The organism is Pseudomyxococcus flavus (assembly GCF_050038885.1).
In the GTDB taxonomy this organism is placed as follows: Bacteria; Myxococcota; Myxococcia; order Myxococcales; family Myxococcaceae; genus Myxococcus; species Myxococcus flavus.
Window position 1 is genome coordinate 3693996 of sequence record NZ_CP143624.1, and the last position, 13884, is coordinate 3707879.

The window sequence follows — 13884 nt, forward strand, 5'->3', positions numbered from 1 at the left end:
GGCTCGCAGCCTGTCGACTGTCGCGTCAGCCCGGCGATGCCGCCGGAGGAAGAGGAGCAACCATGAAGACGAAGCTGCTGTCCGCGGTGATGACGTCCGCGCTGTGCCTGGTGGGTTGTGGCGAGAGCGACCCGGTGGACAACACCCCCAACCTGAGCACGTCGCAGGGCATCCTGGCGTTCCTGGAGGGAAAGACGCTGACGATGGAGGGGGAAGACATTCCCAGCCATCCGAACGGCTTCAGTGAAGACATCAACTTCGGTGCCAGCTCGCAGTGTTATCAGAGCGTCACCATGACGGTGCAGGGCGGCAACTTCCGGGTGGACAGCATCCCGGGCACCATCGAGGGCGCGCCGAACGCAGGGCAGGTCGGTACCTGCAACCCCGAGGTCCCTCAGAACGCGCTGAGCTTCACCTCCACCGTCGTGAGCATCGAGAACGTGCAGGGCCAGGGCGAGTGCTTCGACGTCGCGTTCACCTTCCCGGGCTTCCGTCAGGTGGGCCGCGGCCGGTTCTCCGCGGACCGGCAGACGCTGGACCTGGAGCTCTTCTTCGAGGGCGGCGCCACGGGTGCCAACTGCGCGGCGGGCGCGGTCGGCTCGGACACGGTGAACCAGGTCATCGGGGACCAGAGCCAGCCGTTCGACGGCAACGCGGTGCAGCGCTACACCATCAGCCAGTAGCCTGAGTCCCTGTGGAAGGGAGGCGTGCTCCTCCTCCCTTCCGCGTGGGACCCGTGCCCGGCAATGGCCGTGTGGCGCGGGCGAAGGAGTGGAAAACGGCCTCGCGAGGCGGGCAGTCCGCGGGCCATGGAAGCAACGAGCTCGCAGACGTTCGCAGCCCGGCCGGAAGGCTGGGAGCGCCCCCCTGGCGAGGGGCCGAGGTGTTTATGGCACGGTGGTGGTTGTCCAAGGCACGCAGGACGGCACGGCGCTCCGCGGGAGCGCTGGCGTTGGCGCTGGCGGGGCTGTCGCTCCCGGCGGCGGCGCAGAGCACGCCGGTTCCCGGCTTGTATTACGGTGAATGGAACGACGAGGAGAACCGCGACGAGGACGCGAAGCCGCGCGAGTTCAGCCTCATCAACTACTTCTTCACGCGCGTCTCGGTGCAGAACCAGGTGGGTGACCCGGCGGGCCTCCGCGGCGTGTCGCTGGGCCCCATCGGCCTGCCCGCGGGAAGCGCGGTGCGCGCCGAGCCCGGCCTGTCCGCGTACTTCATCGAGCAGCGGTGGATTCCCGTCATGGAGTACAGCCCCCACTTCGTGGACGGGCTGGCCTCCTTCCGGGCCCAGTTCGAAATCGACTACATGTGGGGCCGGTCGGCCAACGCGCTCCAGCAGAACGAGGGCGGCGGCTTCAACGCCGACCAGGTCAACATCCAGACGAAGAACGTCAACGTCGCGCTGTACCCCACGCGCAACCCGCGTCAGCTGACGCTGCTGGTGGGCACGCAGCCCGTCTACGACAACGTCTACGACCCCACGCGCACGCCGCTCGCTGAAATCACCCGCACCGGCTACAAGATGAGCTTCCTGGGTAGCGACGCCACGGGCATCTCGCTCTTCAGCGGCTACAAGGGCCTGGCCAAGCTGAGCCTGATGCCGCTGGGCTCCGCGCAGGCGGACAAGGGCACCCGCAACGACCCGCGCCTGAAGTACATCTGGCTCATCACCGGTGACTACGTGTACCCGGTGCGACCCAACACCAACGTGGGCCTGTCGCTGTGGCTCCTCAACGACCAGACGAAGGGTGACGCCTACGCCTTCGAGGGCCTGGTGAAGAGCGGCCCGTCGTCCACGGGCCTCAACACCTTCACCGGTACGGCGCGCTTCGACATCGCGCGGCCCACGGGCAACGTCTTCTGGGCGGGCGCCAACTTCAACCACAACATCGACTTCCGCACGGGCCGGTTCGGCGCCTCCGGCTTCGTCATGTACAACGGCGGCAAGTACGTGAGCGACGACCCGGAGCGCTCCGCCCTGGACGAGCTCACCATCTCCGGCCTCTCCGCCAACCTGGAGCTGATGTACCAGTGGGGCCGCGGGCCCGCGGACATGCTCACGCTCGAGGGCATGTACACCACCGGTGACGACGACCTCTCCGACAGCCGTTACACCGGTGCCTTCACCCTCAACCAGTACGGCCTGCCGGGCGCGGTGTGGTTCAACCACAAGATGCTCATCCTGTTCCCGTTCACCAGCACGGTGAACAACTACACGGGCGCGGTGACGGACATCTCCAACCAGGGCTACGGCATGCGCGCCGCCATCGCCACCGCGGCGTGGGACGTGGTGCCCAACAAGCTCAACCTCAAGCTGGGCGTGGGCACGGCCACCTCGGACGCGACGCCCGTGCGCTGGACGCCCGAGGTCGCGCGCGGCCGGTACATCGGCACCGAGGTCAACGCGGAAGTGCGCTACCACCTCCGCTACCTCATGACGCTCGGGCTGCACGCGGGCTACCTGTTCCGGGGCAGCTTCTACGACGGCTCGCCCACCATCCGGACCAACCCCTACTCCGTCTTCACCACCTTCACCTGGTACGCGTTCTGACCATGAGCACCTCCCGCGCATTCACCGCCCTGCTCCTCGCGGCGGGGCTCTCCTCCGCCGGCTGCGTGCGCTCGTACGCGCACCAGCCCGCGCTGTCCTTCCAGGACCTGGACTACACCTCCGAGGGCACGAAGCAGCCCTGGCCCGTGAAGCGGATGCCGTTGCCGCGCACCGCGAATCAGTACGGCATGGCCGTGGTGCCCGAGATGGCCTACGTCGACATGCCCGGCAGCGGGCCGGACGCCAAGACGGTCGTCTTCATCCACGGCCTGGGCTCGTACCTGAAGTTCTGGCGGGCGCAGCTCGACGCCTTCCAGCAGCAGGGCTACCGCGTCATCGCGGTGGACCTGCCCGGCTACGGCAAGTCCGACAAGCCCGGCACCTTCCCGTACACCATGGAGGCCATGGCGGACGCGGTGCTGGAGCTGGTGGACACGCTGGCGCTGGACAAGCCCGTCCTCGCCGGCCACTCCATGGGCGGGCAGACGTCGCTCTCCTACGCCATCCGCTACCCGGATTCGCTGAGCGCGCTGGTGCTCGCGTCGCCCGCCGGCTTCGAGAAGTTCAGCTGGAAGGAGAAGGCGTGGTTCGCGAAGTCGATGAGCACGGAGTTCATCAAGTCCGCGCCCGAATCCAGCATCTGGGGCAGCGTGCGCCAGGCCAACTTCATGCACTGGCGGCCGGAGCTGGAGTGGCTGATTGAGGAGCGCGTGCGCCTGGCGAAGTCGCCCGAGTTCGACGCCTACGCCTACGCCAACGTGCGCACGGTGCGCGGCCTGTCCAACAACGACTTCGTGCGCGACAACCTGAACCGCGTCACCGTGCCCACCGTCATCATCTACGGCACGGATGACCGGCTCATCCCCAGCCCCTTCCTCCACGGCGGGGAGACGCGCGGCATCATGGAGTACGGCGCGTCCCACATCCCGGGCGCGAAGCTGGTGGCCATGGAGGGCTGCGGCCACACCGTGCAGCTCGACTGCCCGGAGCGCTTCAACGAGGTGGCCTTCGCGTTCGTGCGTGACGCGGTGGCGGGGAACCTCCCGGTGCCGTCCGCTCCCGCGAAGGAGGAGGCGCCGAAGCCGGAGTCGCCCTCCACGCCGTCGTCCGAGCCCCAGACGCCGGAGCCCCTGCCTCCGCCCACGCCGGGGCAGGAAGGCGAGCCGACGCCGGGCGTGCTGCCCCAGCCGTAGCGGCGAGGCGAACCGGTTCACCTCCACCCTCTCGAAGGGTGGAGGCGCCGGGGACGGACGGTTACGGGATGGTGTGGTTGACCACCATGCCGTACTGGACCTCCGCCGTCAGGTCCTTGGTGTTGAAGTGGCCGTAGGGGTAGCCGGTGTAGCGCTTCTCGCCCGTCTGCCCCGGGATGCGCGACGTGTACTCACCGTAGACGATGCCGTCGTAGCCGATGATTTCGTCCGCCGTGGAGTAGATGCTGTAGCGGTAGGCGCCCTCGTAGCCGCTCTGGGAGAGCAGGTCATTGAGGTACGACGAGCGGCCGGTGACGCCGAGCCAGGAGACGTAGCCCGGGTACAGGCCGTTGGTGGCGCCGCAGGTGGGCGTCGTCGGGCCGGACATGTAGCAGGACGTCAGGCCGAGGTTGGCGCCCGCGATGCCCACGAAGGTGTCCACCGAGGACGTGAGCGGCGCGCCCACGTTGTACGTGCCGCCATCCGCCGCGTCATGGGCCGTGCCACCCATGATGGCCTTGCGCGCCAGCGTCACGCCCATGGAGTGGGCGATGATGTCCACCTTCGAGGCGCCGGTGTACGCCTTCACCGCCTCGATGAACTTGCGCACCTTCATCACGTTCTGCTTCGAGTGGTACTGGTTCGGGGACTGGAGCGCGTTCGCCGGGCCCCACGTCGTCGCGTACAGCTCGCTCGTCTTGTAGCCCCGCGAGTGGAAGTACTCGATGGAGCTCGTCCAGCCCGTCTGGCCGAAGATGGAGCCCACCGCCTTGTCCGAGTTGCCGTGGATGAAGATGACGGGCTGCTTCGTCACGGTGTCGGTGCTGCTCGCCTTGCCGCCATAGCTGCCGCCCGACAGGTCCGCGCGAACGAAGTCGTAGCTCCCATAGCCGTTGGCCGACAGCCAGTTGCGGAAGTGCGAGGTGACTCCCGACGTGGAGACCGCCGCGGCTTCCACCGCGCCGAGCTCCTCCTCGTGCGGCGCGAAGTCCTCGCCACAGCCAGTGGTGATGCCAAGCAGCAGCGTGCTCGCGAGATACAGCGAAGGCCTCAGTCGCATGGGCATACTCCTTCGTTTGTTTTTGGAAGACGCACCCGGAACGAGACGTGTCCTCGAGCGCGATACACAGTCTAGAGACATCTCACGCGAGCGTCTTCCCTCGACTGCATGTGCCCGGACGTTGTCGCGATGCGTCGCGTGGTAAGCAACGGGCCATGCGCGCACGCAAGGTCGTCATCCGGAAAGCCGGTGGGTACGAGCAGCTCCACCTTGAAGAGGTGAATCAGGTTTCACCTGGAATCGGGGAGGTCCGCGTGGCCACCGAGGCCATCGGCGTGAACTATGCGGACTGCGTCATCCGCATGGGGCTGTACGCCTCCGCGAAGGAGTACGTGGGGTGGCCCATCACCCCGGGCTTCGAGTTCGCGGGCCACGTGGAGGCCGTGGGACCCGGCGTGGAAGACCTGGCCCCCGGAGCGCGGGTGTTCGGCGTGACGCGCTTCGGGGGTTACGCCACCCACGTGACAGTGCCCCGCCACCAGGTGTTCGCGCTGCCCTCGCGGTTGAGCATGGAGCAGGCCGCGGGGTTCCCCACGGTGTTCCTCACCGCGTACTACGCGCTGTTCGAGCTGGCGCATCCGCGGCCGGGCGCCCACGTGCTGGTGCACTCGGCGGCGGGCGGCGTGGGTGGAGCGTTGCTCCAGTTGGGCCGTATCGCCGGGTGCCGGATGGTGGGTGTGGTGGGTGGGACGCACAAGGTGGAGACGGCCCGCGCGCAGGGCGCGGAGGTCGTCATCGACAAGAGCCGGGAGGACCTGTGGGCCGCGGCCAGGAAGGCTGCGCCCCGTGGATACGACGTGGTGCTGGACGCGAACGGGCCGGCCACGCTGCGGGACAGTTACAAACACCTGGCGTCGCCGGGGAAGCTGGTCATCTACGGGTTCCACTCCATGCTGCCGCGCACGGGCGGTCGGCCGAACTACGCGAAGCTCGCGTGGGACTGGTTGCGGACGCCGCGGTTCGATCCGCTCTCGCTCACCAACGCCAACACCAGCGTGCTGGCGTTCAACCTGTCGTACCTGTTCGAGCAGCGCGCCGTGCTGGAGGAGTCCATGGCGCGGCTGCTGGGCTGGCTGGAGGAGGGGATGCTGGTGCCGCCACCGGTGAAGGCGTATCCGTTGGACGCGGTGGCGGACGCGCACCGCGCGCTGGAGTCCGGCGGTACGGTGGGGAAGCTCGTGCTGGTGCCGTGAGGGCGCGCTTCAGAGAGGGAGCTGCGCGCCCTGCAGGGTGAGGAGGCTCTGCGGGACGACCCATGCCGCCTCCGGGTCGGAGAGCACGCCGAGGTACGCGCCTGGCACCACATGGGGGCCGTGTGCGACTGGGACTTTCAACCGGAGGGGGACCTTTCGCGGCGATGGGTGGGACAGGTGCCACGGGGTGACGTGGAGGTCGAGCAGGTAGTGGGTGATGCGGCCTTTGCTGTCCGGCACCTGCTCCACGATGGCCGAATCCGTGATGCGCGCCCACGTCAGGATGGCGCGGCTCACGTGTTCGATGCGCGCTGCCTCGTCGCGCTTGCGGGTCTTGCTCTCCTGGCTGAACAGGAGCGCGGCGAAAATCCACGCCAACAGGCCTCCGATGAAGCCCACCATGGCCACGGCGCGCTCGTCTTCGTGGAGGGCGATGGCGCCCAGTAGCGGGAGGCCGGTGCCGATGATGATGGCGTTCGTGGTCCCTTGATAATGCGCTGGTGGCTTTGGCTGAACGCGCAGCGGTGGCGGCGGCCACGGTGGAGTGGCGCCCTCGGCGAGGGTCGACGGCGCGGGGCTCAATGCAACGAGCTGGGTGTCGTGGTGCGCGAGCATGTTCGTGACGACTTCCTGGGTGCCGAGGATGACGCACTGTCAGGCCGTGCGGGCGTCTGTTCCGGAACAGGCTATCAAATGCGCGATGGCCTGGCCGAAAGCCCCGTTCTAGCGAGCGGGCCGAGGTACCTGTTGGCGAACGGCACCCTTCGTGGGAGCGGCCTGGGGGCGTGTGCGTTGCCGCTTCCTCATCATCGCGTCGATGCGGCGGCCCAGGGCTGGGATGCGCTGCGTGTAGCTGATGGCCGTGCTGACGTAAGGGAAGCCGTCTTCGCCCTTCCCGAAGTCGGCCGCGCCGGCCACCGTCGCGTCGTAGTAGCGATAACCCAGGTTGGACAGGAGCACGACGATGTATCGGCGCCAGGGTTTGCCCGGCAGGGAGCGGACGATGCCTCCGTCGCTGCCGTAGTTCTCCGTCAGCCCCGTCTTGTGGAGGAACGTGACTTCCGCCGCCGCGTTGCAAGGGCGCGTGTCCCGGCCGAAGGAAGTCTCCGCCGCCGTCACGGTGCCGTCCTCGGAGTTCACCCATCGCGTTGGGACTGCCGCGGGGATGCCTGGCTCCGCGCGGGCATCTCCGCAGAGGAGCGTGGATGACAGCGCTTCGTGGAGGGCCTGGTCGGTGAGCAGGGATTGGAGGTGGGCCCTGGACGCGCCAGAGAGCTCCTTCGCCGTTACCTCTTGCCCCGAGGCGGTGCGCCAGAGGACGCCGGGGCCTCCTTCGATGAGCAGCAACAGCCGCGCGGTATCCAACGCCGTCATGTGAATCTGGCCGGGGTTCCAGCTTCGGCCCGTCACCGGGGACGTGCCATGGATTTGCAGCGTGTCCAGGCCCAGCGCGGCCAGCTCCGCGTTGAGGCCCGCCATCGCGCCTTGCTCGTGGAGCAGCTTCACCAGTGCCTCGGTGGCGGTGTTGTCCGATTCGGTCACCATCGGCTCCAGCCAGTCACGTATCGGGCGCGTGCCCTTGTCCTCGGTGTCCCGGAGGAAGCGCCAGGGCTGGTCCAACGTGAGGTGGCCCCGGTCCACCCACTGGAGGACGCGAAAGGCGATGAGCAGCTTGAAGAGCGAGGCGGGGTAGGGCGCCATGAAGTGGAGCGGCGCTTGGTCTCGTCCGGGGACCAGGGCCTCTGTGAGGGTGGGGTCCTGGGCGCCGCTGTCCCAACGGTCCAGATTCCACGCCGAGTAACGCACTGCCGTGGTGCCCAGCGTTTCGACGTCGATGGGGACGATGGCGCCAGCTGGGTGGTCGCGAGACAGCAGCACGTTGGCGGCGGCCGTGGGGCGGCTCCGGGCGTCCAGCTCGATGACGGCAACGTCGACATAGGGGGTGTGGGCGATACGTGCACCGCCGCGCTTGAAGTCGAGCACCTGGTCGAAGCCAGCGTCCCGCACGGCCGCGAGGAGTGACTGCTCCAGGGAAGCGGAGGTTTTCGCGCGGCGTGTGCGTTCGGCGCGCGGCATCCTTGTGGAGGCGGCGCCTGCTTCCGCGCACAACAGGAGGCTCATTGCGACGAGCAGCCATGGGTGGGATGGGGGCTGCATGTCGTGTGGCCCTCCGATTGGGTGGGGAGGTGACGGCGAGGTGGGTTGCCTGCCCGCCTCCCTCTCATGAGCCGGGCGCGATGCCGCCGGGTTCAGCTAGCGTGGATACCATGCCTATCGTCCATGACTGGCTGGCCCGGCGTGCCGCGCTGGCCCCTGAGCGTACCGCCCTCATTGACGCCGACCATGGCGAGCGACGCATCTCCTTTCGTGAATGGAACGATGCGGCTTCGCGTACTGCCGCCTTCCTCCACCAGGGACTGGGCGTGGGGCGAGGGGACCGTGTCGCCGTGCTCGCCTACAACTGCGTCGAGTTCCTCGACCTCTTCTTCGCGTGCGCGAAGCTGGGCGCCGTCCTTCAGCCGCTCAACTGGCGGCTGAGTGCCGCGGAGCTGGGTGGGCTGCTCGCGGATGCCGAGCCCTCGGTGTTCGTGTTCGGGCCGGAGTTCCGTGCCCAGGTGGAGGCTGTGCGGCCGGGTGCGTCCTTCGTGCGCCACTGGCTCAGCCTCGCGGCTCCAGGGCCGGGTGAGCGGGCCTTCTCCGAGCGCGAGACGCAGACGGACGTGTCCCTTCCTCCGCTGGAGCTGGAGGAGGATGCCCCATGGGTGCTCTGCTACACGGGTGGAAGCACCGGTCTGCCGAAGGCCGCTGTGCTCACGCATCGCTCCATCACCGCCAACGCGGTGAACACGGTGGTGGGGTGGGGACTGACCGCCGATGACGTGGCAATCCTCAATGCGCCGTTGTTCCATGCCGGAGGACTCAGCGTCTTCACCGCGCCGCTGGCCTACGTCGGCGGTGCATCGGTGGTGTGCCGGGGCTTCAGTGTGGAGGGCGTGTTCGACCTCGTGCAGCGGGGCGTGGTGAGTCTCTTCTTCGGCGTGCCCACCATGTTCATCGAGATGCAGCGCCACCCGCGCTTCGATGCCGTGGACCTGTCACGCCTCAAGCTGGTCATCAGCGGTGGCGCGCCCTGTCCGGACCCCGTCTTCGAGCGTTTCTTCGCTCGGGGCGTGGACTTCAAGACGGGCTATGGCCTCACGGAGGCGGGGCCCAACAACTTCTGGCTGCCGCCGGAAGACGTGCGCCGCAAGCCGGGCGCCGTGGGCGTGCCGCTGTTCCACGTCGAGGCACGCATCGATGGGGAGAGGCAGCCGGGGGACGTGGGAGAGCTGCTGCTGCGTGGTCCCCATCTGTGCGCGGGGTACTGGCGCAGGCCCGAGGACACCGCGCGCGCCTTCGCGGGCGGGTGGTTGCACACGGGGGACCTGGCCGTGCGGGACGCGGACGGGTGCTTCCGCATCGTGGGGCGGAGCAAGGACCTCATCATCTCGGGCGGGGAGAACATCTATCCGTCGGAAGTGGAGAGCGTCCTCGCGGGGCATCCCGATGTGGCGGAGGTGGCTGTGATTGGGGTCGCGGACCCGAAGTGGGGCGAGACGCCGCGTGCGCTTGTCGTGGCCCGGCCGGGCACGGCGCCGACTACCGAGGCGCTGCTGGCTTTCTGTGACGGCCGGCTTGCCCGCTACAAGACGCCGAAGTCGGTGCGCTTCGTTGATGCATTGCCGAGGACCTCGGCGGGCAAGGTCGACCGGCGCGCCTTGAGCGCCACGCACGGCGCGCCCTGAGTTGCCCACACGTTGTACCTCGTCGAGGCGCTGCCGGTGCCGGGGCCTGCCGGCATGCTCGAGCGCCACGCACGGCGGTGTCAGGACCGCGGACGGACGTGCACTCCGACCGACAGGATTCGCATGGTGCGAATGTCCACGGCGTACGTCGTGACGTCCAGCAGCGGCTTTCCGGAGCGGGCCTCCACCGAGAGCTCGGGAGAGGGGGGACATACCGCGTCGTTCTGGGTGAACTGGACCAGGACCACGCCTTCCGGCCCGGGGGCGAAAGTCACGTCGTAGGACCGTTGCTCGTAGAGGCAGGTTTCGTCTGGCCGCGTGTCCGCGGGGATGGGGAGGCCTCGAGGACGGAAGTCCTCCAGCGCGAGCTGGATGGCAGCTGCCGTGTTGCCATCGAGGTGAAGCAGTCCTTCGGCCGGGAGCTCCGTCGGGAAGGTGAAGCGCGACGCCTCTTCTGCCGGCGCACGGGGAAGCGGAGCTGGCGTGATGGCACAACCAAGTGCCATGGCGCCGAGCGCCAGAAGCGACAGCGGTCGGACGCGCGTCATGGCTGCTGCACCGCCAGGATGCGCCAGGCTCGGGTATCCACTGCGTAGGTAGCGCCCATGTCCAGGACGGCACCCTGCTGCATGCAGGCGCCAGGGCTGACCGAGAAGCGGATGAGCATGATGCCCTCGGAGTGGGGCGAGGTTCTCACGTCATAGGACTGCCGCTGGTTCAGGCAGACCTCGACGTCGGAGGCGCCGTCCGGCAATCGGAGGTGTCTTGGCAGGAAGTCGTCCATGGCGAGCTGGATGGCGGCGACCGTCACCGCGGGCACTTCGCGCCTGCCATCGACTGGCAGGGTCTCCGGGAACTTGAACCACGCGGCCTCTGCTGGAGGGACGCGGGGGAGCGCTGCGGGCCGGACGGCACAACCGGAAAGCAGGACGCTGATCGCGAGCACCTTGGGCTTCATTCCGTCACCGTGGTGATTCGGCCGGTGGCCTTGTCGTCGGGGAGGATATGTCCGACGAGCCGCCAGCGCTTGTTCTCCCGGACGTACAGCTCACCTGGCCTGGGCTCGTTCGCGTAGGGAATGAGCTTGTGGATGATGCACCGGGCATCGAACTGGATGCGGATGAAGTATCGCTGGGTGGCCGCCCTCCGGTCTTCTTCGGACATTGGCGAGGGGGACCAGGGGTGGCTGTGGTAGTCGGCGATGACCGATGCCCTGCCGCGTGTGTCTCGGACGCTCAGCGGGGCATAGCAGGTCTTCCTCTTGCTGGGACCGACGGGGCGCCTGGCGCCCAGGGGCGAGGGGAAGCTCGCATGGTAGACCCCGTCGCCCAGGGTGTAGAGCGCCCCGCAGTATTCCTGGCCATAGTCCCGGTCCGTGGCCCCCGGTAGCTTCATGATGGCCGGGCAGAGCTGGTCAATGACCTGGTCGATGTCTTCGGACGGCGAGACGGCATTCCATGGCCCGCGGACCCAGACCCGCTGGTTGGACGGGCTCGCGTAACCGAAGTGCTCGGCTTCGCGAGGCGCCCAGGGCGCACTCGAACACGCGACGAGACAAGTGCTGGCGAGGAGCAGGCATCGTCCGCGGGGCATTCCCGGCAGGATACCAGCGGCCAGCCGGCCCCTCACGCCCGCGCGGTGAAGCGCGAGGCCAGCTCCTTCAGCTTGGAGGCCCGTGCGTGCAGGTTCTCCACGGCGCGGGCAATCTGCTGCACGCCGGCCACCGACTCCGTCGAGCGCACCGACAGCGCCTGGATGCGCCCGGCGATGTGCTCGCCGGACTCGGACTGGCGCGTGTTCTCGTCCGCCATCCGCTCCACCTTCCCGCCAATCTCATTCACGCCCGCCAGCAGCCGTGACAGCGCGTTGCCCGCCACGGAGGACAGGCCCAGGCCCTCGTGCACCGCCGCGGTGCCCTGGCGCATCAGCTCCGCCGCCGCGCGCGTGTCCGCCTCGCTCCGGCTCAGCATCGCCTGCACCTGCCCCGCCGCGTCCCGCGTCCGGTTCGCCAGCTTGCGCACCTCGCCCGCCACCACCGCGAAGCCCTTGCCGTGCTGGCCCGCTCGCGCCGCCTCGATGGCGGTGTTCACCGCGAGCAGCTGCGTCTCCTCCGCCACCTGCTGGATGAGCCGCAGCATCTCCGCCGTCACCCGGCCGGAGGCCTGCAAGCGCTCCACCGTCTCCGCCGAGCGCTCCACCACCCCCACCATCTCCTCCATCTTCCGCAGCGCCTGCCCCACCGCCGCGCCGCCCTCGCGCGCCACCGCGCCGGTGTCCACCGCCGCCTTCGCCGCCGTGCGCGCCGCCTCCGCGCCCTGGGACACCCGCGCGCTCATGCCCTGCACCGTCTCCGCCGCGCGCTGCAGTGAGTCCGACTGCTCCCGCGTGGTGACGGACAGCGCGTCCGCGGACGTGCGGATGCGCTCGGCGTCCGCCGCCGTGGCCCCCGCCGCGTCCACCAGCGCCCGCACCACCTCCCCCAGCCCCGCCACCATGGTGTTGAAGGCCGCTGACAGCTCGCCCACCTCGTCCGAGGTGCGCACCTCCACCCGCGTGTCCAGGTCGCCACGCGCCACGCGGCGCGCCGCCCGCGCCAGCTCCCGCACCGGCCGCACCACCCGCCGCGACAGGTACATGCCCGCCGCCAGCGCCAGCAGCAGCGCGCCGCCCACCGCCACGAGGATGCGCTGGCGCACCGCCGCCACCTCGCGCTCCACGTCCTCCACGTACACGCCCGTGCCCAGCACCCAGCCCCAGGGCGCGAAGAGCTTCACGTAGCTCTCCTTCGGGATGGCCTCCGGCGAGCCCGGCCGCGTGGCCTCGTAGGACACCGCGCCCTCGCCCTGCGCCCGCGCCAGCGTGACGATGTCCACGAACACCGGCTTGCCACGCACGTCGCGGTAGCCCTTCAGGTCCTTGCCCAGCATGTCCGGCAGGTGCGGGTGCATGACGAGCCGCGTGTCCAGGTCGTTGACCCAGAAGTACTCCACCTCCGAGTAGCGCAGCTGCTCCAGCAGCGCCGAGGCCTGGGCCTGGGCTTCCTGCCGCGTCAGCGTGCCGGCCCGCTCGCGGGCCTCGTAGGCCTGGAGCACGCCGTAGGCCGTCTCCACCGCCTGCCTCAGCGCCAGGACGCGGTCCTCGCGTAACTGCTCCCGCAGCTGCGGCAGCACGAACCCCAGGATGACCAGGAGCAATGGCAGCGCCACCACGCCCATGGCCACGCACAGCTTCAACAGCAGATTCCGGCCGACTGACATCGGCCCGCAGCGTAGCCCCCAGCCCGCCGCGCCGCTCGTCCACCTGAGTCTGGAAATACCCCCGGTCTCAGTTCCGCCCAGTTTGCGCACACCCGGTGAGGTCTCCCCTGCCTCACCAAGCCCAGTATTTCCAGATAGATATGGCACATGGGCGAGCCCTTACGCGCACGCTGAAAACATGAACCAACCCTAGAGGGCGGGACAGCGTGCAGGACTCGACGGAACCGTAGGAAATTTGCCGCCCAACGTATCAAGTCCTTCGGCGACCCAGGAGCCTCCGTACCTCCGGAGGGCCCGCCCGCGTCCTCGCGCCGCCGTTCTCCGTCGAGAAAACGCGTGGGTCAGGCACGGCATATGGACCTCGCGAGTCCACCTCGTGCACAGCAACCCTATGGGTGAACAATTGGAGACTGACCCGGCAAGTTCTGTCTGTCTGCCCCCGTGCGTCCTATGCCAGCGGCCAAACGTTTCGGGTTGGTAAGGCATGGACAAGAAACTCGCAACCACCATCGGGGCTGCTGCGCGCGTTGCTCGCACCCGTCTGGAGCTCACCCAGGCGGACGTGGCCGAGCGTATCGATGTGGCCACCGAGGTCTACGGGCGTCTGGAGCGCGGCGGGATGCTGCCCAGCGTGCAGACGCTGCTGAAGCTGTGCCACGAGCTGCACGTGTCCGCGGACGAGCTGCTGGGGCTCTCCTCGAATGGCGCCCCGCGCCCCGGTGAGCCGCCCGCCACGCCGCAGGAGCGCCCCGAGGTGCGGCGCCTGCTGCGCACCGTGCGCCCCTTGGAGCCCGCGAAGGTGAAGCTGCTGGGCCTGGTGGCCAACGCGTTGATCCGCCGCTGAG

General features: G+C 68.8%; 13 protein-coding genes. 6 read left to right on the forward strand and 7 right to left on the reverse strand.

Annotated elements, in window-relative coordinates; translation table 11 throughout:
- Positions 1 to 62 precede the first annotated feature (62 nt).
- The 3 genes from VZL07_RS15460 (at position 63) to VZL07_RS15470 (ending at position 3744) form a co-directional block, all read left to right on the forward strand.
- Positions 63 to 683 (forward strand): hypothetical protein, encoded by a 621-nt coding sequence (locus tag VZL07_RS15460; RefSeq protein ID WP_426756306.1) that lies wholly within the window; start codon positions 63 to 65, stop codon positions 681 to 683.
- 221 nt (positions 684 to 904) lie between these two features.
- Complete coding sequence (locus tag VZL07_RS15465) at positions 905 to 2551, forward strand: hypothetical protein (protein ID WP_426756307.1); 1647 nt, start codon at positions 905 to 907, stop codon at positions 2549 to 2551.
- Positions 2552 to 2553: 2 nt separating this feature from the next.
- Positions 2554 to 3744 carry an alpha/beta fold hydrolase gene (locus VZL07_RS15470; protein WP_426756308.1) on the forward strand — a complete coding sequence of 397 codons (1191 nt, stop codon included), beginning with the start codon at positions 2554 to 2556 and terminating at the stop codon, positions 3742 to 3744.
- A gap of 61 nt (positions 3745 to 3805) precedes the next feature.
- Here VZL07_RS15470 and VZL07_RS15475 read toward each other — a convergent pair whose 3' ends face one another.
- The gene (locus VZL07_RS15475) at positions 3806 to 4804 is read right to left on the reverse strand and encodes a lipase family protein (protein ID WP_426756309.1); all 999 of its coding nucleotides are present in this window, start codon (positions 4802 to 4804) and stop codon (positions 3806 to 3808) included.
- Positions 4805 to 4959: 155 nt separating this feature from the next.
- Here VZL07_RS15475 and VZL07_RS15480 point away from each other — a divergent pair, with 155 nt between their 5' ends.
- On the forward strand, positions 4960 to 5997 hold the full coding sequence (locus VZL07_RS15480) for a synaptic vesicle VAT-1 family membrane protein (RefSeq protein WP_426756310.1): 1038 nt from the start codon (positions 4960 to 4962) through the stop codon (positions 5995 to 5997).
- 9 nt (positions 5998 to 6006) lie between these two features.
- On the opposite strand, the gene VZL07_RS15485 is transcribed toward VZL07_RS15480, so the two are convergent.
- Entirely contained in the window at positions 6007 to 6612 is a 606-nt protein-coding gene (locus tag VZL07_RS15485; protein WP_426756311.1) for a hypothetical protein, read from the reverse strand.
- 108 nt (positions 6613 to 6720) lie between these two features.
- On the reverse strand, positions 6721 to 8004 hold the full coding sequence (locus VZL07_RS15490) for a serine hydrolase (protein WP_426756312.1): 1284 nt from the start codon (positions 8002 to 8004) through the stop codon (positions 6721 to 6723).
- Between the two features lie 260 nt (positions 8005 to 8264).
- Between VZL07_RS15490 and VZL07_RS15495 the strand changes: the two genes are divergently transcribed.
- Complete coding sequence (locus tag VZL07_RS15495) at positions 8265 to 9782, forward strand: acyl-CoA synthetase (protein ID WP_426756313.1); 1518 nt, start codon at positions 8265 to 8267, stop codon at positions 9780 to 9782.
- 80 nt (positions 9783 to 9862) lie between these two features.
- Here VZL07_RS15495 and VZL07_RS15500 read toward each other — a convergent pair whose 3' ends face one another.
- Genes VZL07_RS15500 through VZL07_RS15515 form a run of 4 tightly spaced genes read right to left on the reverse strand, consistent with a single transcriptional unit; the run spans position 9863 to position 13015 of the window.
- Positions 9863 to 10330: a hypothetical protein gene (locus VZL07_RS15500; protein WP_426756314.1), complete on the reverse strand. Its 468-nt coding sequence runs from the start codon at positions 10328 to 10330 to the stop codon at positions 9863 to 9865.
- A complete protein-coding gene (locus tag VZL07_RS15505) occupies positions 10327 to 10740 on the reverse strand; it encodes a hypothetical protein (RefSeq protein ID WP_426756315.1) in 414 nt (137 codons plus the stop codon). Before VZL07_RS15505 ends, VZL07_RS15500 begins: the two co-directional genes overlap by 4 nt.
- Positions 10737 to 11375, reverse strand: coding sequence for a hypothetical protein (locus VZL07_RS15510; RefSeq protein WP_426756316.1), 639 nt, complete (start codon positions 11373 to 11375; stop codon positions 10737 to 10739). The genes VZL07_RS15505 and VZL07_RS15510 overlap by 4 nt, the downstream gene beginning before the upstream one ends.
- 32 nt (positions 11376 to 11407) lie before the next feature.
- Entirely contained in the window at positions 11408 to 13015 is a 1608-nt protein-coding gene (locus VZL07_RS15515) for a methyl-accepting chemotaxis protein (protein WP_426756317.1), read from the reverse strand.
- Positions 13016 to 13523: 508 nt separating this feature from the next.
- On the opposite strand from VZL07_RS15515, the gene VZL07_RS15520 reads away from it, so the two are divergent.
- Positions 13524 to 13883 carry a helix-turn-helix transcriptional regulator gene (locus VZL07_RS15520; RefSeq protein ID WP_426756318.1) on the forward strand — a complete coding sequence of 120 codons (360 nt, stop codon included), beginning with the start codon at positions 13524 to 13526 and terminating at the stop codon, positions 13881 to 13883.
- The last annotated feature ends 1 nt before the right edge of the window (position 13884 follow it).